This is a genomic window from Dyadobacter sp. HNCC25DJ185, from assembly GCF_056895195.1.
The window spans coordinates 531,002-553,228 of the sequence record NZ_JBXHAR010000004.1 but is presented as its reverse complement, the minus strand read 5'-3'; the positions used below and the strand labels follow the sequence as shown (position 1 = coordinate 553,228).

General features: G+C 48.3%; 13 protein-coding genes. 7 read left to right on the top strand and 6 right to left on the bottom strand.

What is annotated here, in order from left to right; all coding sequences use genetic code 11:
• Nucleotides 1–98 precede the first annotated feature (98 nt).
• A complete protein-coding gene (prmC, locus tag AC1XUF_RS14215; protein ID WP_483342459.1) occupies nt 99–959 on the bottom strand; it encodes a peptide chain release factor N(5)-glutamine methyltransferase in 861 nt (286 codons plus the stop codon).
• 58 nt (nt 960–1,017) lie between these two features.
• Between prmC and ribD the strand changes: the two genes are divergently transcribed.
• Complete coding sequence (gene ribD / locus AC1XUF_RS14210) at nt 1,018–2,118, top strand: bifunctional diaminohydroxyphosphoribosylaminopyrimidine deaminase/5-amino-6-(5-phosphoribosylamino)uracil reductase RibD (RefSeq protein WP_483342458.1); 1,101 nt, start codon at nt 1,018–1,020, stop codon at nt 2,116–2,118.
• Here ribD and AC1XUF_RS14205 read toward each other — a convergent pair.
• Complete coding sequence (locus AC1XUF_RS14205; RefSeq protein WP_483342457.1) at nt 2,115–2,888, bottom strand: shikimate dehydrogenase family protein; 774 nt, start codon at nt 2,886–2,888, stop codon at nt 2,115–2,117. The genes ribD and AC1XUF_RS14205 overlap by 4 nt on opposite strands.
• A 308-nt stretch (nt 2,889–3,196) precedes the next feature.
• Here AC1XUF_RS14205 and AC1XUF_RS14200 point away from each other — a divergent pair, with 308 nt between their 5' ends.
• Both AC1XUF_RS14200 and AC1XUF_RS14195 read left to right on the top strand, forming a co-directional pair.
• Nucleotides 3,197–8,539 carry a S8 family serine peptidase gene (locus tag AC1XUF_RS14200; RefSeq protein ID WP_483342456.1) on the top strand — a complete coding sequence of 1,781 codons (5,343 nt, stop codon included), beginning with the start codon at nt 3,197–3,199 and terminating at the stop codon, nt 8,537–8,539.
• Nucleotides 8,540–8,625: 86 nt separating this feature from the next.
• Nucleotides 8,626–9,606, top strand: a complete 981-nt coding sequence (locus AC1XUF_RS14195; protein ID WP_483342455.1) for a nucleoside hydrolase — start codon at nt 8,626–8,628, stop codon at nt 9,604–9,606.
• Here AC1XUF_RS14195 and AC1XUF_RS14190 read toward each other — a convergent pair whose 3' ends face one another.
• The 3 genes from AC1XUF_RS14190 to AC1XUF_RS14180 are packed head-to-tail and all read right to left on the bottom strand — an operon-like array spanning nt 9,607 to nt 13,983.
• The gene (locus AC1XUF_RS14190) at nt 9,607–10,422 is read right to left on the bottom strand and encodes an HpcH/HpaI aldolase family protein (RefSeq protein WP_483342454.1); all 816 of its coding nucleotides are present in this window, start codon (nt 10,420–10,422) and stop codon (nt 9,607–9,609) included. It abuts the gene before it with no gap.
• Between the two features lie 16 nt (nt 10,423–10,438).
• On the bottom strand, nt 10,439–12,877 hold the full coding sequence (locus AC1XUF_RS14185) for a hypothetical protein (RefSeq protein ID WP_483342453.1): 2,439 nt from the start codon (nt 12,875–12,877) through the stop codon (nt 10,439–10,441).
• Nucleotides 12,877–13,983, bottom strand: coding sequence for an acyltransferase family protein (locus AC1XUF_RS14180; RefSeq protein ID WP_483342452.1), 1,107 nt, complete (start codon nt 13,981–13,983; stop codon nt 12,877–12,879). The genes AC1XUF_RS14185 and AC1XUF_RS14180 overlap by 1 nt, the downstream gene beginning before the upstream one ends.
• A 196-nt stretch (nt 13,984–14,179) precedes the next feature.
• On the opposite strand from AC1XUF_RS14180, the gene AC1XUF_RS14175 reads away from it, so the two are divergent.
• Genes AC1XUF_RS14175 through AC1XUF_RS14160 form a run of 4 tightly spaced genes read left to right on the top strand, consistent with a single transcriptional unit; the run spans nt 14,180 to nt 20,152 of the window.
• Nucleotides 14,180–16,777, top strand: coding sequence for a family 20 glycosylhydrolase (locus AC1XUF_RS14175; RefSeq protein ID WP_483342451.1), 2,598 nt, complete (start codon nt 14,180–14,182; stop codon nt 16,775–16,777).
• Nucleotides 16,778–16,823: 46 nt separating this feature from the next.
• Entirely contained in the window at nt 16,824–17,654 is an 831-nt protein-coding gene (locus tag AC1XUF_RS14170; RefSeq protein ID WP_483342450.1) for an ROK family protein, read from the top strand.
• Between the two features lie 52 nt (nt 17,655–17,706).
• A complete protein-coding gene (locus AC1XUF_RS14165) occupies nt 17,707–18,954 on the top strand; it encodes an MFS transporter (RefSeq protein WP_483342449.1) in 1,248 nt (415 codons plus the stop codon).
• A 37-nt stretch (nt 18,955–18,991) separates the two neighbouring features.
• Nucleotides 18,992–20,152 (top strand): XylR family transcriptional regulator, encoded by a 1,161-nt coding sequence (locus AC1XUF_RS14160; RefSeq protein WP_483342448.1) that lies wholly within the window; start codon nt 18,992–18,994, stop codon nt 20,150–20,152.
• Here the strand turns inward: AC1XUF_RS14160 and AC1XUF_RS14155 are convergent, their stop codons facing one another.
• Nucleotides 20,153–22,198: a M13 family metallopeptidase gene (locus AC1XUF_RS14155; RefSeq protein WP_483342447.1), complete on the bottom strand. Its 2,046-nt coding sequence runs from the start codon at nt 22,196–22,198 to the stop codon at nt 20,153–20,155.
• Nucleotides 22,199–22,227 lie beyond the last annotated feature (29 nt).

Here is a 22,227-nt window from a genome sequence, read left to right as displayed (position 1 = left end):
TGGCTTTTCGGCATTTCTGCCTGCCCCCGCTTCTGAAAGGGGATGCAATGATGCTTCTCAATCCTTCAAGGGCCTGCAGAACGAAGGTAACAACAGTCCTATCGCCAGATTGCCCTTACGAACCGGTCCTTTCCGTGTATGTCACGGAGGGTCTCTACATTCTTGTAATTGCGCTCTTCAAAAACCTGCTTGGTGCCTGTCCCGAAATGCTCGTTGATCTCTACGTAGCATCTGCCACCGGGTTTCAGGTAATGCGTACCGAAGTCAGCGATGGCTTTATAGAAAAGCAAGGGATCGCTGTCCTCTACAAAAAGTGCTTCGTGGGGTTCAAAACGCAGCACATTGGGCCGCATGTGCTCTTGCTCGGAGTAGGTAACATAGGGTGGATTGCTGACCAGGCAGTCGAACTGGATGACATTTCCGGGAAGGGGAAAAGTAACGTTCAGCATATCCTGTTTTGCGAATGTAACATCTGCAATCAGCTGGCGTGCGTTTTCCCTGGCAACTTCAAGCGCCTCGTCGGATACGTCCCAGGCATGTACCGATACGTGGGGCAGAAAACGGGCGAGTACAATGGCGATACATCCGCTGCCGGTCCCGATGTCGAGGATCGAAATGTTTTTTTCGGGTTCGGCATAGTCACGCGTTACCATTCTGACAAGCTCTTCCGTCTCCGGACGGGGTATCAATACCGACGAGGAAACCCGGAACTCAAGGCCGCAAAATTCGGTAGACCCGATGATATGCTGTACAGGCTCGTTGTTATTGAGACGCTCGATGATATTATCCCAATCCGGTTGCGCAGTGTTTTCAGGGATAGGCCGGTCAACCAGGACATCGATGTTGCGAAGCCTCACATAATGCTCAAGCAGCATGAATGCGATCGCCTGCGCTTCTTTTTCGGGATAAACTTTAATGCTTTTTAATATATATTGATATAGCTGGCGTGCCGAAGTCATTTTCAATGTTTTTTAATCCAATGTCGGAAAGTTAGCAAATTATGGCAACTCGCGAAAGATGAGTTTAAAAGGACGTTTGTATTTTTGCGAGATGGAGACGGATATGCAATGGATGAGCAGGGCTTTGCAGCTGGCAGAATATGGCCGTGGGAGTGTCAGTCCTAATCCGATGGTCGGCTGCGTGATTGTGCACAATCATGTGATCATTGGTGAAGGGTGGCACCGTCAGTATGGTGGGCCGCACGCGGAGGTGTGGGCGGTGGAGGATGCCGAGCAAAAGGGAAACGGGCATTTGCTATCCGAATCGACTGCCTACGTAACGCTTGAACCATGCTCCCATCATGGAAAAACGCCTCCCTGCGCCGATTTGATGATCAATAAAGGACTGAAAAGGGTTGTCATCTGCAACGAAGACCCCAATCCGCTGGTTTCGGGAAGAGGGATCGGGCGTATGCGGAATGCAGGCACGGAAGTAAGTGTGGGCCTGCTCGCTGCCGCGGGGCTGGAACTCAACAAACGGTTTTTTACGGCTATGCACTTTCAGAGGCCCTACGTTATCCTTAAATGGGCCGAAACAGCCGACGGTTTTCTGGGACCTGCGGCAGGAGCGCCAGTGAAGATCAGTGGGATTTTATCCGATGTGAGGGTCCACAAATGGCGAACCGAAGAAGATGCAATACTTGTAGGCTATAAGACGGCTTTGAACGACAACCCACGACTGAATGTGCGGCACTGGGCCGGGCGAAACCCGGTCAGGGTTGTACTGGACAGATATTTGCAGCTTCCCGGAAACCTGGCGCTTTTGGACGGTTCACAACCCACTATAATCGTGAATTACCAGGAACAGACGCCGGTTAATGCATTCCCTGAAAGATATGCGGACGCTTTTCCCTTAAATTATATGCAGATATCCGCCGGAAACAATGAGATCGAGCAGTTGTTAACGGGCCTGCACCAGCGCAAAATACAGTCTGTATTGGTAGAAGGGGGCGCCATGGTGATCAATGCATTTCTTGAATCAGGTTTATGGGACGAAATCCGGCGTTGCCAGGGTTCTGTTCGGATTGGCGATGGTATTGCGGCACCGGTTCCCAAAGGGATCTTTACCGGATCAGAAAAGGTGGAGGAAGATCTATGGACTTTTTATTCCAAAAACTAAATACTCCACAAATTTTCCTCGGTCGTCCAGATATCCCAGGCTTTCTCAGCCTGTAACTGAAGCATTTTCAGTCCGTTTTGTGTTGCTGCTCCCTTGTCGTGCCCATACTTTAAAAACAAGGTTTCGGCAGGGTTATATACCAGGTCGTACAGAAAATGCTTCCTGGTAATCCACTGATACGGAAGTGCAGGACATTCGTCGGTTTTAGGGAATGTGCCCAGCGGCGTGGTATTGATGATGAGGAGATAGTCGTTCATGATCCCCTCAGTAAGCTCTTCATATTGGATCGACTCGTCGCTTTTCTGGCGCGAAACGAGCTTGAATTCCACATGCAGGTCGTCCAGGGCGACCATCACCGCTTTGGCGGCACCCCCGTTTCCCAGTACCAGGGCCTTGAAATTACTGCAGGTTTCCCCTCGGCGGTCGAGCCATTCGATCAGGGATTGCCGGAAGCCATAGTAGTCGGTGTTGAAGCCCTTCGTACTTCCATCGGCGTATATTTTAATGGTGTTGACGGCCCCAATCCGTTCCGCCGAAGCATCGTCCAGGTCATCCAGGTAAGCAATGACGTCTTTTTTATAGGGGATTGTGACGTTCAGGCCCCTCAGGTCCACTTTCTTCTTCAGCAGAACAGGAAGCTCTTCCAGGGACTTCATTTCAAAAAGCTCATAACTGCTCTCTTTGATCTTTTCCCGGACAAATTTATCTGTAAAATACCTTTTAGAAAATGAGTGCGTGAGTGGGTACCCGATTAAACCGTATAAATCCATATGCGTGTCGGCTTGTGCGACTTTAGAAAACACTAAGTTAATCGAGTGCCCAGATAATTACCAAATTTAAAACTGGCGGGTTCGGCATGTATGCCCGTATACGTCGGCAGTGATTTTGGACGTATATGTTTCCTGGTACAAAGGCTTGATAAACTAATTGATCCCGGGAAGTAGAGAATATTTAATATAAACTGAAATTATTTGCATATTATCGTTAGTTCAAGTAGAATAACTAATCTTTATCAGTTTCGAATTGTATGGAATGGAAGCATTTTTACCGAACCCTATTCCTATTTATTTTAGTTTCTGTGTCGGCAAAAGCACAGGAAAAGGATTACAGAATCATGCTGAAAAGCGGGGCGTTCACTCCCGCCAGAAACCTGGCTGCTACTGGCGGGCAAGGAAGCAAGCTGCGAATTTCGGCCCAGGAACAGAAATCATTTGTGATAATCCAGTTTGATGACATTCTCACCCAGGAAGAGAAAGAGCAGTTGAAAAAGGAGGGGATTGAAATACTGGAATACATTCCCAATTTTGCTTACACAGCCACGATAAAAGGCGACCAGGCAGTCGGTGCGCTTGCACGGGTCAGGGGGAGATCCATTATTGAACTTACAGCGGAGCAAAAAATGCAGCCGGGCCTGGCCAATGGACGTGTACCTGCCCACGCGATTAAAACGCCTGGATACGTGGATGTGTGGATCAGTTTTCCAAAAAGTTTTACACCTGCTGAGGTCAGGGACAGTCTCAAAGCCAGAGGGTTTTTGATTATCTCAGACCAATATCAGGCACATCAGGTCCTCGCATTGAGGCTTCCGGTTGACAGATTAAGGGAACTGGCTTCGCAGCCTTTTATCCAGTTTGTGCAGGCGATACCTTCCGACGACAAACCTTTTAACAACAAGTCGACCACCGATGCCAGGGCCAATGTGCTCAGTTCGACACTGCCGGGCGGCAGCAACCTGAGCGGACAAGGGGTGGTGGTTGGAGTGGGCGACGACGCCAATCCGTTGCAGCACGTCGATTTCAACAACCGGATGATCAACAGAAATGCCTTAGAAGCGGGTGTACATGGTATTCACGTGATGGGGACGCTGGGAGGTGCCGGGATTATGAATGAGCGATACAGCGGGTATGCGCCAAAAGCGACAATCGTCTCGCAAAACTTTTCCAATATACTGGCCTACGCTCCCGAATATGTCCAGGATTTTGGGATGGTTATTACAAATAACTCCTATGGCGGCGATATCAATACCTGTGAGACTTTCGGTAATTATGACCTGTATTCCTATATACTTGATCAACAGGCTTTTGATATGCCTTTTCTTCAGCATGTATTTGCCGCCGGTAATAGTGGCGGTTTTAGCTGCAGTCCTTACCCTGCTGGTTTCGGCAATGTTCTGAGCGGTTATCAGACTGCCAAAAATGTGATCAGTGTAGGATATACCACAGAGACTGGCGTGATTACGGCCAGTTCGAGCCATGGTCCCGTGCGGGACGGCCGTTTGAAGCCTGAGATAACAGCCCATGGTAGCGGCGTGATGTCGTCAATCCCGGTGAACTTATATGGGACCGGGACCGGTACCAGCATGGCATCGCCAGCGGTTGCGGGCGGCCTGGCTTTATTATATGAAAGATATCGCCAGTTGCATAGCGCGCAAAACCCGAAGAACGGACTGATGAAGGCTTTGCTTTTGAATGGGGCTGCAGACAAAGGAAATGATGGCCCGGATTACAAATATGGTTTCGGCTGGCTCAATCTGCTCCGGTCGTTAAAAATGCTGGAATCAGGAAGCTACCGGACTGATGACGTGGCCCATCAGGAGACAAAGGAATTTTCGGTTTCAATACCATCCGGTACGGCGGAATTAAAAGTCATGCTTTATTGGAATGATCCTGCCGCACCCATCCTCTCTGATCAGAACCTGGTTCACAACCTGGACCTTCAAGTGGTCAATTCGTCGACCTCTGTAGTGACACTTCCCCGGCTGCTGGACCCTACACCTTCAAAAGTCAACAATGTAGCGACTACCGGCGTTGATCATATCAATAATGTGGAGCAGGTGATCCTTGCGAATCCTGTTGAGGGCAGCTATAAAATTTCGGTCAAGGGGAGTTCGGTTGCTCAAAATCCGGCGCAGGAGTACTTTGTCGTCTACGATATCATACCCAATTCTCTCTCGCTTACCTATCCTATAGGTAACGAACGCCTCAGGGACGGTGATGCGATTTATATCAACTGGGATGCTTATGGCAATGTGACCAGCACTTTTACAATCCAGTTCAGCCAGGATGACGGAGGTGCCTGGACAACCATCGGAAGCAACCTGATCGCCGGTTCCCGTCAGTTTCCGTGGACCATTCCGGCAGGTACCACCACAGATAAAGCCAGGATTAAGGTGATCCAGAACAGCACCGGGCAGGAGAGCGTCAGTGAGGCATTTACCATTCTGGGCACTCCAACGGTTACTTTGTCATCATTGCAATGCGAAGGTTATATTTCTCTGGACTGGACCGCGGTGACCGGTGCAACCGATTATGAAGTGATGGTTTTGAAGGGGGACGAGATGGTTTCTGCAGGTATCACAACTGCAACCAGCTATGTAATGGCCGGGATGCTGAAAGATTCTACTTATTACTTTTCAGTGCGGGCCAGGTTGAATGGACATCCCGGGAGAAAAGCCGTTTCCATCTCACGCAGGCCGGATTCAGGGACTTGTCAGGGAAATATTTCCAATCACGATGTGAAAGTAGAGTCGGTCCTGACGCCTTCCGGATCAGGCAGGATGAATACCTCGTCCCAGTTGAGTAACACGGTTTTTGTCAAGATCAGGATTAAGAACCTGGACGATGTAGATTTAAACGACCCGATTGACGTAGGCTATGAACTGAATGGTACGGCCATCCCGATTGAAACAATCACACCATTTATAGAAAAAGGGAAGACCTATGACCATACTTTCTCGGTCGGGGCCAATCTTTCCAGTCCTGGTGATTATACTTTTAAAATATATATCCACAGCAATAGCGACAAGGTTCCTGCTAATGATACCCTGGTCAAAACGTTCAGGCAACTGGCGAATCAGCCTATTGCACTGCCTTTTCTGGATGACCTGGAATATCTTCCGGTCCAGGCAGTTGTAAGTAATCAGACGGGCCTGAAAGGGGATGGCCGGTATGACTTTTCATCGAGCTCTGATGCCGGCCGTGTCAGGACTTTTATTAACTCAGGTATTGCGTATTCCGGTCAACGAGCGCTCACGCTGGATGCAAATCGCTATTATTCATTGGGTAACACTAATTTTCTTGATGGGACATTTAACCTGTCCGCATTTCATGTAGAGGACACCGATTTGCGATTGAATTTCAGGTACAAAAACCACGGTCAGAAGATCAATGCCAATAACAAGGTATGGATAAGGGGAAAAGATACCGACCCATGGATTGAAGCGTACGACCTTTTTGCCAATCAGAACCTCGCCCAGGACGGTTACAAAACGCCAGGCGGGATTGAGTTGAGCAACCTGCTTTCTGTGAATGGCGAAAATTTTTCTTCGAGTTTTCAGATTCGTCTGGGGCAATGGGGTAAAATGGTCACCGCAGATTATTACAACGGTGCCGGATATTCTTTTGATGACATTGAAATTTACGCGGTCGTCGACGATATACAAATGATAGGCTTGGTAACACCCGTCGCTGCAAGCTGCGGCTTGGGTAACCAGGAATCGGTCACAATCAGCATACGCAACAGTTCAGCCAAAACAGCGGCCAAGATACCACTGGTATATGAGCTCGCGGACGGAACAATTGTGAGAGACACGATTCCTTCTATTGCTAAAAGATCGACTGTGAACTACACCTTTGCTGTGAAAGCCGATTTAGCCACATTGGGGAGGCAGCAAATTAAAGTATGGTGTGCACTGCCCAGCGACGGCTATCACGACAATGATACACTCACGCTGGAATTCTTCAACGCTCCCGTTATCAGCACTTTCCCTTATATGGAAGATTTTGAAGAAGGGGACGGATATTGGTTTTCGAAGGGGATTAATAACTCCTGGGAGTATGGCACACCCGTTTCTACGGTGGTTAATACGGCTGCGAGCGGCGCCAAAATATGGAAGACCAATCTCTCAGGCAGTCACAACGATCGTGAAGAATCCTATCTGTATTCCCCGTGCTTTGCAATAGGCGGCCTTGCCAATCCTACATTGAGTTTCAGCGTTGCGCTGGACTTAGAAGTGTGCGACCCTGCTCCCTGCGATTATGTTTATCTGGAATATTCAGGGGATGGCGGCGCCTGGACAAGATTGGGCTCCTCCGGGCAGGGTACGAACTGGTACAACAAGACTTATGCAGGCAGCGGCGCATGGAGCGTGCAGGACTATGTTCGCTGGCATGTGGCGACTGTTCCGCTGCCAACTGGTTTCTCAAATCTCAAAGTTCGTTTTGTGCTGATCTCGGATAGTTTCACGCACCGGGAAGGAATTGCGGTGGACGATATTCATATTTACAATAAAACCAGCGGTATCTACGACGGCGCTACCATGGTGGCACCCGTTTCGCAAAATCCGGGCGGTGGCAATAACTGGGTCCACTTTATTCAAAATGGACAATTGATCGCCTCCGTTAATCCCAACGGGCAGAATCTGGGTGAAACGCAGGTCCAGGCCTATATCAACACATCTGGTATCCGGAACGCCAGTAATCAATACTATCTGAACCGCAACTACACCATCAAGCCAGCCAACACCAATTTGGCCGATTCTGTAGGTATCCGGCTTTATCTTCTTGACACTGAAAGCGAAACATTGATCGGCGCCAGCGGCTGCGCAGGTTGTGCCAGACCTGATAATGCCTATAAACTGGGAGTTTCCAAGTACCACAATAACGACAAGTCCAAAGAGGACAGCTTGCTTGCAAACAGCACAGGCGGGAACTGGTCCTTTCACCCTTCGGGCCAAATCGCGATGGTACCCTATGACAAGGGGTATTATGTCGAAATGCGGGTTAAAAATTTCTCCGAATTCTGGCTTGCCAAAGGGTTTATCGGTAATACCAATTCTTTGCCCGTGGAACTGATCAGTTTTAATGCCAAAAAGAAAACAGGCGATGAAAATAGTAACGACGTGGTATTGGAATGGCTGACGGCTTCCGAGGAGAACTTTGACCATTTTGATATTGAAGTGGCGACCGGTAACGAAGCGTACAGGCAAAACCGTTTTACAAAATTGGCGGAAGTCAATGGCGCGGGTGGACCGAATAAAAACGGGAAATACAATTTTACGGATCAGACTCCTGACAAATCCGGGGTAAGGTATTATCGTTTAAAAATGACCGATAGCGACAGCACTTACACTTATTCCAGGGTCAGGCCGGTGGTCTTTGATGAAACGATAGAATGGACTGTTTATCCGAACCCGTCAAAAGGGATGTTTTTTGTCAATTATCAGGCTGAGACTGGGAAGGAAGTCAGGGTGAATGTATATGGCATCAACGGGAAGTTGTTCCACAAAAGTAATTTCACAGCCACGGGATTTTTACAAAACGGTAGGATCGACCTGTCTGGTCCGGAATACGTATGGGGTCTTTATGTAATTGAAATTCTGGATGGCAAAGAAAAACAGGTATTTCAGGTGTTTAAAGATTGAAAAATTTGGGTGAACTTGCAGCAGAATGGCTGGGTTAAACGAATATGTCATCAGCGTTTGCCCCATACAGCGTTTCAGCGGTAATCATGTATAAAGTTTTATTTACCCTTTGCATTTTTGCAGTTTCTGCCTCACACGCCCAAACTACCGGCAGATTTACCAATACCCTTATTTTGGACACCGACATAGGTCCGGATTACGATGATGTGGGAGCCATGGCGGTTATGCATGCACTGGCCGACAAAGGGGAAGTAAAGCCGCTGGCCGTGATCGCTTCCAACAAAGATGAGCTGGTTGTGCCTGTTATTGAGATATTGAACACTTACTTTGGCAGGCCGGAACTTCCTACCGGCGCGCCAAAAGGCAACGGTGCGAGCTATGGCGCATTCCAGAAATGGCCGGCCATGCTGGCTGAAAAGTATCCGCATAAAATCGCTAAAACTTCCGATGCGCCCGACGCAGTGAAAACATATCGCGAGATCCTTGCCAAACAACCTGATCAAAGCGTAACCATTGTGACTATCGGTTTTCTGACAAACCTTTCAGATTTGCTGGATTCGAAGCCGGACAGTTATTCGCCGCTTCCGGGAAGCAGTCTTGTCAGAAAAAAAGTGAAGCAGCTCGTTTCCATGGCAGGTGCATTTCCGTCAGGGCGGGAATACAATGTTCTTATTGATTCCGTCGCTTCCCAGAAGGTATTCGCGGAATGGCCTACTGAAATTATTTTCAGCGGATTTGAAATTGGAAAAGAAGTCAAAACCGGCTTGCGGGTAGTCGCCAATGAAAAGCTGAACAGCCCGGTGAAAGATGTATTTGCAATGTCCATGCCGCTCAGCAAGCAGGATGCGGGAGGCCGCATGAGCTGGGACCAGACTGCCGTACTGGTTGCCGTGCGGGGTGCTTTACCGTATTTTGGCTTAAAAAGAGGCAAGATCATCATCGATGGCGGCAACAATAGATGGCAGGACGACCCGATGGGCCCTCATGCTTATCTTACGCCCAATATGCCTTTTGAGCAATTGACCGCATTGATTGAAGGTTTGATGATGTGGGAAGGTAAAAAATAATCAGACAATCAGTTGCGGTCCGCCACTCCGAATCTCATCCCCCGCTGCGGTTTTGATTTTGTTGAGGTCTGCTTGAAGTTTTTGCGCAAACAGGGCTATATCGAAACTGTGTACCACCATATTGGCACCCTCCTTCATCCATTGTACCTGGCGTTCGGCTTCCAGCGAAAAGTGAATGCCGACAGCCAGCCCTTTTGAACGGGTTATCCGGATAATATGCTTCACCATTTTTTCAAATTCCGGATGGTCGTATTGCTCGGGCAGGCCCATGCTTACAGACAGGTCGTGCGGGCCGATAAAAACGGCGTCCAGTCCGGGTACAGAAAGTAATTCGTCCAGTCGCTCCACGGCCGGAACACTCTCGATGTTTGCAATGCACATGTTGCCTGCATTGAAACGATCCACATACTTTTTGAGATCTGCGGGGATTTCCGTTTTACCAGTCAGATAATCGTGGAGCAGCTCGCCTTTGAGCGGACGATATTTGGTAGCACCTACCAGTTCGCGGATTTGACTGGCAGATTCAAGATAAGGGGCTACGACGCCGGTCGCGCCGCAATCAATCGCCTGACAAGCCAGGAAAGCATCCGGACAGGGAATCCGGACAATGGGCGATATGCCGTAACCTTTAAATTGCTGACACAGAACGGCCATTTCAGGTCTCCCGAGCGGAATATGTTCGGTATCTATAAACACAAAGTCAAGTCCGATTTTCCTGACTGCCCCAGGCCACATAGGCCCCGTGGAAGTCATGCAGGTGCCGTATACATTGCGGCCGGCATTTAGTTTATCAAGTAAAGTGAGTGGTGATTCCATGAAAAGAAAATTCAGGTTATTGTTTCATCAGCCAGATCTCGGTTACCTGGGAGCCCCTTTCACCTTCGCCGCAATTCCATATAAAAGTAATGCTGCCGTCGGCGCTGGCTTGTTTGGGCACATTGAATTCAAAGGTCGGCTGGTGGCCGGTCTGTATAAAGTCGTGGATGACCTGTCCGTCGTCCGTGGTCATTTTCATGCGCGAGCGGAACCGGCCAGTATAGGATATCCTGATCCGATAAGTGGCTTTCGGATCAAGCTGGTCGTAATGTATTTTGAGCGGTTGGTCGTACAGCGTTTTGGCCTGGATCATCCAGGCTCTGGGCGTTACCTGCCCTTTGAAGCCTGTGGCCTGAATTTCGTCCACCCATTCTTCGCCCACCAGTCCCACGCCAAATCCAATGCGTGGGGATTCCAGGCTTCCCGGGTCTTTTTCCCAAGAAAGCCCCGGCACGACGCGGTACCAGCTTTCGGGATCGCCGAAATGGTCATAAAAACCACCGGGACCTGGATCTGTGCGGTGCAGCATATGGTCAATCTCTTTCAATTTCTCGGGTTCGCTGCCCAGCTTCGCAATGCTTTCGAGCTGGTCGAGCATCCAGGGCGAATCGTTGAGCGGCATGTTGATCAGGTCAATAAAATTGCCCCTGCCCGACATCGCCCCATGTTTTTTCATGGTAAGCTGCGCGCCAATGCTTTTGAACAACGAATCGGCCAGGTCCCTGCATTTCTTCTGGTAATCTGGAAAAATAGGTTGCTTCCAGGCTTTCTCAAGAATCTCCTTGGCCATTCTCGTCGCTTCTGCTGAGCCTGTTTTGGGTGCATTTTCCAGTATTTCTCTTGCGTTTCTTTCCAACTCGGTTTCGTAGATCAGCCGTCTACGCGTATAGGCATCGAAGTAAGCCCGGATTAGTCCCATTTGAAAACGCGGATTTTGCAGCAATTTCGGAGAAGCTTCTTTTTCCATTGCCCGCCATTGGGAGAGTGTCACTTCCACCCCGTCATTGGTGATCAGTTCGCCCCGCCAGTTCCTTTCCAAAGCGGTAAGTCCCTGCGCAGCAGATTCGGTGTATTTAGTCCCAAAAAACAAACGGGCATAATCCCTCAGCGTTTCGATCACCGGCGTATCCGGGTTCCAGTCCTGGTCACTCCACACAAATTTGTTCACGTCGTCATTGGTCCCCTCGGAATAACTTACACTTCCAATCCCAAATTGGTCCAATGCATTGTGAATGGCTTTTTCATCAAAGGGGCGTGGGTTGATGCTTTCTCTGCCCAGGGTCATGGCATAAGCAAGGTCCCAATGCGGCACCGGGTATTGGGAACTGTAATTGTGGGTGATATCAGGGTAGTGGCGGATTGGGATGTCGGGTTTCAGCAGCTCGCGGATCTGGTGTACCGGAATTTTTACCCAGGGCCCAAAAACGACGCCTCCAAACCAGGGATACGCTTTGTTGGCGTGGATAAAAAAGTTGTCAAACCACTTTTGGGTTGGCCTGAAAACCTGTGGCGAAACCCATATTTTGGCATTGGGATGGTATTTTTGAAGCAAGTCCGCCTCTTTGGCAAGCCAGGCGAAAAGAACGTCCGGTTCCAACTCACCCGGATCGCCCGCCGGAACAAATACGGCATTGAGCTTCGGAAGACTCGCAAATACCAGTTCACGCTCATTTAACTCCTTCGCGATGGAATCGGGATGCATATAATCCTTATCCATATTAGGATACCAGATGGAAACGTCCAGTCCGTACGACTTGCAGATCCGCGACTGCTCCACGATCATCCGGGCAGCCGGGATTTTCATATGGATGCTGGTAGAATCATCGTCCGTGCGCGGAGGTACGATTTCTATAGTATTGGCGCCAAATAAGGCAAGTTCACGGATGTATTGGTCAAACCTTTCTATCGTGAAGGCGTCATATGCATTGGTTTTGGGCCGGTAACCCAGCTGATGTCCTCTCAGCGGATATTTTGGACTGGTTGAGATCGCCAGGTCCGCAGGCAATGCGATGTGCCCCGGCGCAAGTTCCATATTCCGTAAAAGCCGGCCTATACCATATAAAATCCCCCGCGCGTCCTTACCCACGACCAGGACGGTATTGGTTTGTTTCACCACCAAAACCTTTAAGCCTTCGCCAGTGATTGCCGGAAGCAATGAGAGTGCCGAGCGGTAATTTTCCGGAAGCTTACCAACATCTTTTTCGGCGGAAATAACAATCAGGCTGCCTGTTTTGGGCAATCGTTTCAAAATAGCCAGCTTAACGCCGCTCCGCTTTTCTACCTCCGATTGCAATATCTCCACACTTCTCAATACCGTATTTTTATCGGCAGTATTGACGAAAATTTTGGCATTGGAAAAATCAATGGATTGCGCTTTGACGGGCTGAAAGTATAGCGTCGTCAGCAGTATCGCAAAAAAGCAAGCAAACCTTCCGGAAATCGTGGATCGTCCCATTAAAGCTTGATAAAGATTTTTCTCTTGTAGAGTATATAGGCGGGAATGAAGTTGATGCATACAAATGATACGGCATACAACATACTGGCCAGGCGCGGGTCCATGCCAGCTTCGGACATTGAATCCACCGCCATCTCATTAAGGGTTTTTCCACCGATTTCTAATAGGTAAAAAAACAACGCGAGGATATCGGCCAGCACATAGGCTGCAATGGAATTAGCCCCGAAGATCAGGCCCGGTGCGATGCCTTTTTTCCAGCCTTTGATGTCAATGACAAAATATAACGTTCCCAAAAGCATGGAGGCAAAACCGGAGGTGACCAGTACGAATGAGCTCGTCCACAGATTTTCATTCACAGGAAAGGTTAAACCCCAGAAATAACCTGCGGCGGAAACAAATAAGCCCGCCGACATCAGGTAATTGCTTTTTTCATTGGGTGTGAGGTTAGTGAGCATAAGCCGTCCCGCCAGCATACCGCTGATACCCGTCACGATGGAGGGAAAGGTGCTCAGAATTCCTTCCGGGTCCCAGTTGCCCTGCCACATTTTGCCGGGCAAATACTGCTGGTCAATCCAGGCAGCCAGGTTATTGCCAGGTTCGAGCATGACTTTTCCTGCACCGGGTGTAGGGATCAGGACCATCGCAAGCCAGTAGAGTATTAAGATCGCGATGCCCAGATATAGCTGCTGTTTCCAGGTGGTATTTAAGAAAAGGACCGCGCAAACCAGAAACACAATCGCAATGCGGTGCAAGGTGCCGGTATACCGCAGGTCTGAAAAGTTGAAATACGGGATCAGGTTCAAAAACATGCCTACCGCAAATATCTTCAGCGAGCGGACGATGATTTTCTTATAGAGGTCCGTTTTCGGTCCGGTTACGGTCAGTCTTTTAGAATAGGCAAATGCAATGGAAACGCCTACAATAAAAAGGAAGACGGGGGCAATGAGGTCTGTGAAGGTTAATCCGTTCCAAATGGTATGATGCAATGTAGGAAACACATGTTCCTCGCTGCCCGGAAAATTGACCATGATCATGGCTGCAATGGTGAACCCGCGCATGGCGTCGAGCGAAAGCAATCTTGAAAATGTGCCTGATTGTTTTTCCATAATAAGCCGTTTAAGGCTTTAATACGTGCATATGTTTTGGAAAGGCTATCAGCCGGGCAATTAAATGATTTCTTGCGATGGGAAATCCGAAAGACTAGTATATTTTGCCAACTTATCAGTAATAATCATATCTGCCGATCCGGTTTTGCATACAACCGGTTTTTCAGGTTCTAACACCATCTGCTTCTTAAACTTTATGAAAAGATCATTGCATTATCAACTCCTCATCCTCTGTATAATCCTGCTGATCGGTTGCGGTAAATCCGGAGAGATAACCAGGGAACAGGCCGAGAAAATCGGTATTTCCTGGAAACTCGTCAGTAATTTTATCGAACCTGAAGGTAGCTTTGAAGCAAAATTTACCCTAAAAAATGGCAGCGATATAACACTCGACGGGACTAACTGGAGATTGTTTTTCAGCATGTCACCCCGCCCGATCCATTCCAACAAAACGCCTCAGCCTGCCGTAATTGAGCATATCAATGGCGATTGGTACCAAATGGTTGCCGCGAAGGATTTCAAATTAGCTCCCGGCGATTCGGTAACGATCACCTATACAGGTACCGAGGGTGTGATCAAGGAAACAGATGCGCCGATGGGGTTGTATTTTGTTTTTTATGACAAAGAAGGAAAAGAGAAAGACATTGTTCAGGTGGCCGATTTCACGGTTGAGCCTTTTACCACCAAAGAACAGATATTGAGAGGTAGCAGGGATCTGAAACCTCTTCCAACTGCTGAAACACGTTACAAGGATAACCTGGCTTTCACCACATTAGGCGCGGATCAGCTATTAAAAATTATCCCAAGCCCGGTGAAAATGACTTCGGGTGCCGGCACATTTACATTGACCAATAAGGCCAATGTATTTTATCAGGAAGGCCTGGAAACAGAAGCCAGGCTGCTGATCGAGAAACTGAAAGCAGTTACCGGTACTGATTTTCCCATTCAAAAGGGATTACCTCAAAGCGCTGCAGGACCAGCGATCGTGCTGAAAACTGGCGCGGTAAATGTAAATGGTATTGCCAAAGAAGCCTATCAGCTGAATGTAGATCAAAATGGCGTAGCGATCACCGGTAGCGATGCCGCAGGGGTTTTTTACGGAGTTCAAAGCCTTTTGCAATTGATACCCACTGAATCTTACATCAAAAAGGCGGATTCGGCGGTACTGGGCTATGTGCAGGTGGAAGACGCACCGCGCTTCCATTTCAGGAGTATGCATTTGGACGTAGGAAGGAATTTTCAGACCAAAGAATCCATCAAAAGGTTATTGGACCTGCTGGCGTCGTATAAAGTCAACCACTTTCTTTTTTACACCACAGAAGACGAGGGCTGGCGGCTTGAAATCGACGGGTTGCCGGAGCTGACCAAAGTGGGGGCGCAACGCCAGCATACTTCCGGCATGAATGCACCCGCCCTGCAACCAAGTTATGGATCCGGGCCGGTCGCTTATGACAAAGACAAGCACGGAAGCGGTTACTATTCCAAAGCTGATTTCATCGAGATTTTAAAATACGCCAACGAACGCCACATTAAGGTAATCCCGGAAGTGAATTTCCCCGGGCACGCACTGGCGGCGATCAAGTCTATGGAGGCGCGTTATGAAAGGTTAATGAAAGAAGGTAAGGAAAAGGAGGCAAACGAGTATCGCCTGATCGATCCTGATGATAAGTCGGTGTATTTATCGGCCCAGGGTTATAAGAACAATGTAGTTTGCGTTGCGAGGGAGTCGGTCTACCATTTCTATGAAAAGGTCGTGGACGAAATCGGCAAAATGTACAAAGAAGCCGGCTTGACCATGGATACTTTCCATACCGGCGGTGACGAAGTGGCGGAAGGTGTGTGGACGAAATCGCCAATGATCGACAAGCTTTTGAAAGATCACCCTGAGCTTAAGGGCCCCAAAAGCCTGCAGGCTTACTTCTTCAGGGAGCTTTTGCCAAGACTCGAAAAAAGAAACCTGAAAGTGCACGGCTGGGAAGAGGTGGCTCTGACCAAAACGCCCGCCGGAGCTTATCTGTCCAATCCCGAATTCGTGGGACATCCTGTTTTTCCGTACATCTGGAACAACGTATTTGATGTGGACCTGGGCAACCGCATGGCGAACGATGGCTATCAGGTGATCCTCTGCAATGTAACCAACTTCTATTACGATATGTCCTACAATAATGATCCCAAAGAGCCGGGATTGTATTGGGCTGGATTTGTCGATGCCCGAGATATGTGGACGTTCTCGCCTTACAATATGTTTAAAACGACCGAAGAAACGGCCATGGGCAAGCCTATGAAAGAAGAGTTTGTCGGCAAGCAACTGATGAAACCGGAGGCTAGGAAGAATGTGTACGGCGTGGAGTCCCAGCTTTGGAGCGAGACAATCAAAGGAAGGGATATGATGGAGTATTCGATCCTGCCCAAGCTGCTGGGTTTTGCGGAAAGCGCGTGGAAGGAGCGTAAATGGGAAAATGTCGCCGACGATGTGACCCGGAAGAAAATGATACAGGAAGGCTGGAACGTATTTGCCAACACCATTGCGCAGAATCATTTGCCAAGACTGAAATACCTGAATGGCGGCTATCACTACCGCGTTCCCATGCCGGGAGCAATCATTGAAAATGGCGAGCTGAAAGCCAATGTGGAGCTTCCGGGGCTGACGATCCGCTACACGATGGATGGTTCGGAGCCAACCGTGACATCAGCTGTATACACCGCTCCAGTCAGGATCTCGGGAACAGTTAAGCTAAAAAGTTTTGATGCAGCCGGAACTGCAAGCAGAACGAGCATTTTAGCGGCTAAATAACAATCTCTTCGATAACATAAAAACCACTCAACATTCCAAAGACTCGATGAACATAGGTGTAGATATCGGCGGCACGAACATCCGTGCCGGGATAGAGTCGGGCGGGTCGATTACCTGGCAGAACAAGACATTGCTGGAAAATAAGCACTCGCTTCCGTCTACTTTGAATCAATTGATGGACCTGATCAGGCCTTTTACGAAGTATCCGGTGAAAGGGATCGGTATAGGTGTCCCTTCGGTGGTGGATATCAGCAAAGGGATTGTGTACAATGTAATGAACATCCCTTCCTGGGAAGAGGTCGCCTTGAAAGATATCGTGGAGAATGAATTCAATTTGCCGGTTTCCATCAATAATGACGTCAACTGTTTTATCCTCGGCGAACATCGGTTCGGGCTGGCGCAGCAGTATCGTTCAGTGATCGGAATGGCTATCGGAACAGGATTGGGGTCGGGGATCATCATTGATAATCAGCTGTATGCGGGTAATAATTGCGGAGCAGGTGAGATAGGGATGCTGCCTTACAAAGATTCAATACTGGAAAATTATGTTTGCAACCGCTTTTTCGAAGATGCACTGGGCGTCGATGCGTTCGATGCCCATGAGGCTGCACTGGGTGGCAATGCGAGGGCTATTGAAGTCTGGCAAGAATTCGGGGTGCATCTGGGCGCTGTGATCAAGGCGATCATGTATACCTATGATCCGGAGGCAATTGTATTGGGTGGCTCGATCGCCAAAGCCAACCGGTTTTTTCAGGAGAGCATGTTAAATAGTCTGAAAGATTTCGCTTATCCCGAGTCACTGCGGCGCCTGACCTTATTGCTTTCGGAAAATGAAAACATTGCTTTGCTTGGTGCTGCGGCACTACTGGATGCTTGAAGTAATGCCGAATAAAAGTTAAATTAGATTTCTAAACCCAGGCACCTCTTTCATGCAGAGAAATATTTTTATTGTCATTCTGATCCTGCTGATCTTTTTCGTTATCTCCTTCCTTACCAATATTCTTGGGCCGATTATTCCTGATATCGTCAAAAGTTTTGATCTGAGCATTGGTCTGGCGGGATTTCTGCCCTTTGCTTTTTTCGTCGCTTACGGGGTAATGTCCATTCCGGCAGGGTTAATGGTGGAGAAATACGGAGAAAAAAAGATCCTGATCCTGGCATTTTTTCTGGCATTCATGGGCGCGCTCCTCTTTGCATTGATCCCCGGATTTTCCATAGCATTGTTCTCGCTTTTCATGATCGGCATAGGTATGGCGATGCTGCAGGTAGTAATCAACCCTTTGTTACGGGTGGCTGGGGGAGAGGAGAAGTTTGCATTCTTTTCCGTTCTGGCGCAGCTTTTTTTTGGCGCGGCTTCATTTTTGAGCCCGTTGCTTTATAGTTATCTGGTGGCCAATGTACATTCGGGCCAATCCGGCTTTTTGATCGGCATATTGAATAACCTGGTGCCTGAAAATCTCAAATGGGTTTCATTGTACTGGGTTTTTGCGGTGATCGCGATGGCGATGGTCGTAGTCATCTCGCTGGTGAAGTTTCCCAAAGTGGAGTTATTGGAAGACGAGCGGATCGATGTCGGAAAGTCATTTACTGAACTGGCAGGCAATAAATTCGTTTGGCTGTTTTTCCTGGGCATATTCGCCTATGTGGGTACCGAACAAGGCATTGCGAACTGGATCTCCCAATTTTTACAGACCTACCACCAGGTAGATCCCGCGACGACCGGCGCTTCGGTTATCTCCTATTTCTGGGGTTTGTTAACAGTGGGGTGTTTTTTGGGCCTGATCCTGTTGAAACTGATCGATAGTCGCAAAGTGCTGATTTTTTTTACTTCCGGAGCAGTTGTTTCGTTGTTTGCTGCGCTGTTCGGATCCAAAGACCTGGCCTTGCTGGCATTTCCGGTAACAGGCTTCTTTGCCTCGGTGATGTATTCAGTTATATTTTCACTTGCGCTGAATTCCGTACCACGTCACCACGGAACGTTTTCGGGCATTTTGTGTGCGGGAATCGCCGGAGGTGCGGTGGTGCCGTTGATCGTCGGAGGATTGGGTGAGCTTTTCGGGTTGCAAATGGCTATGCTCTTTTTATTAATCCCATTAGGTTATATCTTGAGCATAGGAATCTGGGCCAAACCATTGATCACCAACGACACGATCACCAGCATCAAAGACATTTTCTAAAAAAGGCTAATGGCTAATAGCTGACAGCTTCCCTGCCATGTACAAAATCATTCTGCTTCTCGATTTCGCCGAAGAATACAGCAAGAGCCTGATGAAGGGAATTAATGCCTATTCAAAAGAATTCGGGCCGTGGGTTTTTTGCCGGATGCCTTTGTTTCACCGCGAAACCATTGGTATCGATGGGATCCTGCAATGGGCATTGGAGTGGGGCGCAGATGGTATCGTCGGGCAACTTTACAACAAAGAAATAGAAAAGATCCTGAAAGCGGAGATACCGGTCATTGCCCAGGATTTTAAGGAGCGTTTTACTGAAATTCCTAACATTACCGGCGCATATCACGAAGCCGGGCAGTTGGGGGCCGATTATTTTCTCAAAAAGGGCTTCACGAATTTTGCTTTTTACGGCTTCAATGATATCGTCTGGTCGCGGGAGAGGGCAGAGGGTTTTGAGGAGAGATTAAATGCAAAAGGCCATAAGGTCCATTATTTTGAACATAAAAAGGCGAGATCAACGGAGCTTTGGTACTATAAGCCCAGTTCGCTGAGCCGGTGGCTTAAATCACTTCCAAAACCCATTGGGCTGATGACCTGCGACGACAATCAGGGACAGCACATCACCGAGGCATGCCGGCAGGTGGGTATCCGGATTCCGGAAGAGGTGGCTGTACTCGGTGTCGACAATGATGAGATGATCTGTGACCTGTCCGACCCGCCGCTTTCCAGCATCGCACTGGATGTCGAAAAGGGAGGATACGACGCAGCAAAATTACTGGACCATATGATCAAAAATGGTACGGACGATTTTTATGATATCATTGTAAAACCCATGCAGGTGATTACCCGGCATTCGACGGATATTTACGCCACGAACGATGACTATATCGCCTCTTCTTTGAAGTATATTCACCAGAATATCGACAAAAACCTGCATGTAGAGGAAGTGGTAAAACAAGTTCCGCTGTCGCGCAGGGCATTGGAAAAGCGGTTTCTGGAGATAACCGGCTACCCCATTTACAAATACATTTTCAATCTGCGAATCGAAAAGTTCTCGCAAAAATTACTGGATACGGATATGTCTGTCTTCGAAATCGCGCTGGATATGGGTTTAAGCGACAGCAAAAATATAGCCCGCCAGTTCAGGCAGGCTAAGGGGTGCAGTCCAAGTGTTTACAGGAACAAATATCTTGCCGGTAAGTAGTTACCAGATCACGATCCTGGCAGAATCCGGCAGCGCCATTTTGCTTCCGGCAGTGCAATTCCAGGCTGCCTCGAACTCTTTCAATTGCGGTAACGGGCCGTTGATCCTGTCTTTTGCTGGTGAATGCGGGTCGGTTTGTACCTGGTTTCTTAATGCCTCATCGGTAGTGTTCATGTGCCATACCTGCGCCCATCCCAGGAAGAAACGCTGTTTCCAGTTGAATCCGTCGATTGGCGCAGGCTCAGCTTTGCCTTTCAGCGATTTTTCCAATGCATAATAGGCCAATGTTAATCCGCCGAGGTCGGCTACGTTCTCTCCAATGGTAAGGGCGCCATTGATCTTGAAACCGGGCAATGCCTCGATCCCGCTGAAATAGTCGATGTATTTTTTGGTCAGCTTGTCAAAATTGGCACGGTCGGAAGCGGTCCACCAGTTTTTCAGGTTTCCTTCGTCATCAAACTGAGATCCCTGATCATCGAAACCATGGGTAAATTCGTGACCGATCACTGCAATGATACCGCCGTAATTAATGGCATCATCCGCATTACGGTTATAGAAAGGCGGCTGCAGGATACCGGCCGGGAATACAACCTCATTGTTCAGCGGGTTATAGTAGGCATTCACGGTCTGGGGCGTCATCAGCCAATCTTTTTTATCCACCTCCTTGCCAATTTTATCGACCTCTTCCTTGTGCTGGTACAACGATGCTTCGATCACATTTTCGAACAGCTTATCCTTTTCGATTTTAATGGACGAATAATCCTTCCATTTGTCAGGATACCCAATTTTATAGGTAAATGCTTTCAACTTCTTATGTGCTTTTGCTTTGGTCGAATCACTCATCCAGGTCAGTTTATCTATTCTCTCCCCATAAACCGAGCGTACATTTTCGATCATATCAGAAACTTTTTTCTTGTCTTCTTCTGGGAAATACTTCTTAGAAAACAGTTTTCCCAAAGGCATTCCAAGTAGCCCGTCCGTTGAACGTATCGCCCTCTCAACCCGCGCCCGTTGCTGCTTGGTACCACGCATTACCGTGCTGAAAAAGCGAAAATCTTCCTGATCGAAGCGCTTTGGAAGGTAACCGGCAAAGCGGGAAAGGAGCTGCCATTTGCTATACTGTTTCAATGTCGCAAGCGGCGTGGCTTTCAGCAAAGTGTTGAGATTCTGGAGATATGCCTTGTTCTGTACAATCACTGTATCTGCTTTGATATCCTGCTTGTCGGCAAATATCTTCACGTCGAAATCTGGTGTCAGCTTTTCGAAGTCCTTGAAAGACATTTTGTTATACGTCTTTACCGGATCGCGTAGCTCTACATTGGTAAGCTGCAGTTTGGCCAGTTTTGTTTCAAAATCCAGAATCGTTTGTCCCGGTTTGGGGTCTGTGAACGCGGCGAGCGAGAACATTTTGTCGATGTGTTTCACAAATTCGGCCCTTACTTTTACGGTGCTGGAATCGGTGCGCTCATAATAGCTTTTCTCACCCAGGCTCAAACCTCCCTGTCCCTGGTACAACACATTGATTTTGCTGTTTCGCAAATCGCCCTCCACACCAAATCCAATAACATTGGCGACATCGACTTTCTGCATTTCCCCGGCAACAGCCGACAGGTCTTTTAGGGAAGTAACGGCATTGATTTTATCCAAATACGGTTTCAAAGGTTCCAAAGCCCGTTTTTCAATGGTCGCAGTATCCAGAAAGGATTGGTAGTAATCAGCGATCTGCTGCTCTTCGCTGCCTTTTTTACGATCCTCCAGCTTGGTGATTTCCTCAATAATGCCTCTGAGCCTTACTTCCTTGTTTTCTTTATCGAGGATGCCAAAAGCGCCCCAGCGGCTTTCCGTGCCGGGAATTGGGTTCTTCTTTTTCCAGCCTCCGTTGGCATATGTATCAAAATCATCGCAGGCTTTGACGGTTGAGTCCAACGAACTGATATCAAAGCCTGGAACCTTTTCAGTTGGAGTTTCTTCTTCTTTTTCTTTTTTGCACGCTGCCAGAAGCAGAGAAGCGGCCAGCGCTGAATAACAGATTGCGGCTAATTTCATTTTTTTCAATGTGTTATGAAGTGATAAGA

Excerpts from the sequence above, each read along its gene's own strand:
- AC1XUF_RS14195 (WP_483342455.1), top strand. The coding sequence starts at position 8,626 with ATGTATAAAGTTTTATTTACCCTTTGCATTTTTGCAGTTTCTGCCTCA.
- AC1XUF_RS14155 (WP_483342447.1), bottom strand. The coding sequence starts at position 22,198 with ATGAAATTAGCCGCAATCTGTTATTCAGCGCTGGCCGCTTCTCTGCTT.
- AC1XUF_RS14185 (WP_483342453.1), bottom strand. The coding sequence starts at position 12,877 with ATGGGACGATCCACGATTTCCGGAAGGTTTGCTTGCTTTTTTGCGATA.
- AC1XUF_RS14175 (WP_483342451.1), top strand. The coding sequence starts at position 14,180 with ATGAAAAGATCATTGCATTATCAACTCCTCATCCTCTGTATAATCCTG.
- prmC (WP_483342459.1), bottom strand. The coding sequence starts at position 959 with ATGACTTCGGCACGCCAGCTATATCAATATATATTAAAAAGCATTAAA.
- ribD (WP_483342458.1), top strand. The coding sequence starts at position 1,018 with ATGAGTTTAAAAGGACGTTTGTATTTTTGCGAGATGGAGACGGATATG.
- AC1XUF_RS14165 (WP_483342449.1), top strand. The coding sequence starts at position 17,707 with ATGCAGAGAAATATTTTTATTGTCATTCTGATCCTGCTGATCTTTTTC.
- AC1XUF_RS14170 (WP_483342450.1), top strand. The coding sequence starts at position 16,824 with ATGAACATAGGTGTAGATATCGGCGGCACGAACATCCGTGCCGGGATA.
- AC1XUF_RS14190 (WP_483342454.1), bottom strand. The coding sequence starts at position 10,422 with ATGGAATCACCACTCACTTTACTTGATAAACTAAATGCCGGCCGCAAT.
- AC1XUF_RS14160 (WP_483342448.1), top strand. The coding sequence starts at position 18,992 with ATGTACAAAATCATTCTGCTTCTCGATTTCGCCGAAGAATACAGCAAG.
- AC1XUF_RS14180 (WP_483342452.1), bottom strand. The coding sequence starts at position 13,983 with ATGGAAAAACAATCAGGCACATTTTCAAGATTGCTTTCGCTCGACGCC.
- AC1XUF_RS14205 (WP_483342457.1), bottom strand. The coding sequence starts at position 2,888 with ATGGATTTATACGGTTTAATCGGGTACCCACTCACGCACTCATTTTCT.